This is a genomic window from Mesorhizobium sp. A556, assembly GCF_054489545.1.
In genome coordinates, this window is sequence record NZ_JBTMXA010000047.1 from 1 (window position 1) to 2,466 (window position 2,466).

Here is a 2,466-nt window from a genome sequence, read left to right on the forward strand (position 1 = left end):
CGACCTTCTGTTCTGCGGTAAACCACACCCGTGACGTGACCATGCGACACCTCCTCATCTTCTCAGATTAAAGGTGTTGCGACGATCGGTTGAACCCACCGGCGCAAAGCAGTCATTTTTTTCGACTGGACTTCATGGCGTACAGCGTACGGAAGCATTGGTCGGTGCGTCTAAGAGGAATGCGAGCAATACCGCAGCGAGCAGCCAGTAGGTCAACCAAGAATCGGCCGGCATCCAGCGTGGTCAAGGATGCTGTTCACGACATGGAGCCGGCGTTGCGACACCTTGAAGGTGTTGTGGGGCTGCTGACCATTTTGGGGTGAGTCGCAGGATTTCAGTCGAGCCGGTTGCGTTGTCGGCCTTGGCCAAATAGACCCGCCAGATTTTCGAGGCTCTATCAGCCTCCTGGCGCGCGGCTTTTGAAGGAGTGCGGCGCACATGATCGGGCTTCTTGCAAGCGAGGTCGACATCCACTGGACTTCGTTGGTGAAGGAAGCATTGTGAGTAGCCAGTAGGTCGCTTCTTCAAACCACTATCGAACTCTCCAGCCCGCATTGTCGGGTTCGTCTCAGTACAGGCGCCGGATTGCCCGGCATCTGCGAACTGATGGAGAACGACTATGGTGAATGCAAACGGCGATGCTGCTGTAGATATTGATGTGGCAGGGGATGGGCCCGCTCCGACGTCGCCTGACGGCAAGATACCGGCGTCGGTTGGGACTTCGACCCGTAGCAAACGTGTGATCCGAGCAGGAACCGTGAAGAGCACGGACCTGGCTGGTTTGGGTGTGGGGCAGGGTGTCGGCCACGGCCCGGGGCCTGGCAATACATCTGTTGTCCTTGATGTCGCCAAACCGCGGTCACGCCAGGGCGATGCCAGATCGGGCAAAACCGAGTTGGTGCTGAAGCGTTTGCGGCTGAGCAAGGGCGCCACCATCGCCATGCTGATGGAGATAACCGGTTGGCAGGCACACTCGGTGCGCGGCTTTCTCTCGGCGGTGGTGAGGAAGAAGCTCGGCCTCGCTCTGATAAGCGAAGTGGGCAAGGATGGGGCCCGCCGGTATCGAATCAATGACAGCGCCTGGGGCGCGTAGTCATCATGCGGGCAAAGATTGGTATTGCGGCGGAGGCCGCCGCCCTTGGCGATCTCCCTCGCGTTGAACTCGCCGCTCTGTGGGAGAGGATCTACAAATGCCCACCGCCGCCTTGTTTTCGGCAAGAGCTTTTGATCCGGGCAGCAGCTTGGCATGTGCAGGCAAAGCGTCTCGGCGGCTATTCCGTCGAGACGCGTCGAACGCTCAAGACAGCCATGGGTCGGGTGGAGAAAAGGCTAATCGAACGCTCCAATCAAGCGTCTATAGACGGCGACGAAGTCGAAGATGGCGGCGTCCTCACCAACTGCAACCCCGCACGGCCCCGAAGGCAACTGCTGCCCGGTGCTCGGCTACTGCGGGATTGGAACGGCAGAACCCATGTCGTTGATGTGCTGGAAACGGGCTTTGCCTTCGAGGCTAAGGTCTATTCGTCGCTTTCGGCCATCGCACGTAAGATCACGGGTGCACATTGGTCGGGTCCGAGGTTCTTCGGGCTATGAACATCAGCAGCACCAGGACGCGCCGCCTGCGCTGTGCGGTCTATACCCGCAAGTCGACCGAGGAGGGCCTCGATCAGCAATTCAATTCGCTCGATGCCCAGCATGAGGCCTGTGTTGCCTTCATCGCTTCACAGGCCAGTCTTGGCTGGAAGCTGATCCCAGACCGTTACGACGATGGCGGTATATCGGGTGGAACGCTGGAACGGCCCGCCATCCAGCGGCTGCTGCAGGATATTCGGGACGGACAAGTCGATGTCGTGGTTGTCTACAAGATCGACCGCCTGACCCGCTCACTGACGGATTTCTCAAGGATCGTCGAGATATTCGATACCGCTTCCGCATCGTTCGTTTCCGTCACCCAGCAGTTCAACACCACGACCTCGATGGGCAGGTTAACCCTCAACGTCCTTTTGTCCTTTGCCCAGTTCGAGCGGGAAGTCACAACTGAGCGCATTAGAGACAAGATTGCCGCCTCGAAGAAGAAAGGCCTGTGGATGGGTGGCACCGTCTCGCTCGGCTATCAGGTCCGGGACAGAAAGCTGGTCTTCAAGGAACCGGAAGCAAGCTTTGTGCGAAGCCTGTTTAATCGCTATTTGCAGCTTCGCTCCGTTCCAGCCCTGTCTGATGTACTGGCAAGGGAAGCGACTCATTCGTCGGATCCAAATCAGCCGCATCAAATTGACGCCGCGTCCGCCTACACACGTGCCATCCGCAGCACGACGCTGTACAAAATGCTGTCCAATCCGATTTATGTCGGCAAGCTGCGGCATCGGCAAAATGTCTATGAAGGTGAGCACCTGCCGATCATCGATGCCGATACGTTCGCCGAGGTTCAGGCGCTGTTGGCGTCTCAGGCATCGACGCCACGCGGGA

The 2,466-nt window shown here is 58.4% G+C and carries 3 protein-coding genes; all 3 read left to right on the forward strand.

The window, feature by feature from the left end; translation table 11 throughout:
* Positions 1 to 619: 619 nt before the first annotated feature.
* Positions 620 to 1,093 (forward strand): DUF3489 domain-containing protein, encoded by a 474-nt coding sequence (locus tag ACX3P0_RS25155; protein WP_459092936.1) that lies wholly within the window; start codon positions 620 to 622, stop codon positions 1,091 to 1,093.
* 5 nt (positions 1,094 to 1,098) lie between these two features.
* The gene (locus tag ACX3P0_RS25160; protein ID WP_459092938.1) at positions 1,099 to 1,593 is read left to right on the forward strand and encodes a DUF2924 domain-containing protein; all 495 of its coding nucleotides are present in this window, start codon (positions 1,099 to 1,101) and stop codon (positions 1,591 to 1,593) included.
* Positions 1,590 to 2,466: recombinase family protein (locus ACX3P0_RS25165; protein ID WP_459092940.1), on the forward strand; the 877-nt coding region annotated here is incomplete at its 3' end. The genes ACX3P0_RS25160 and ACX3P0_RS25165, both read left to right, overlap by 4 nt.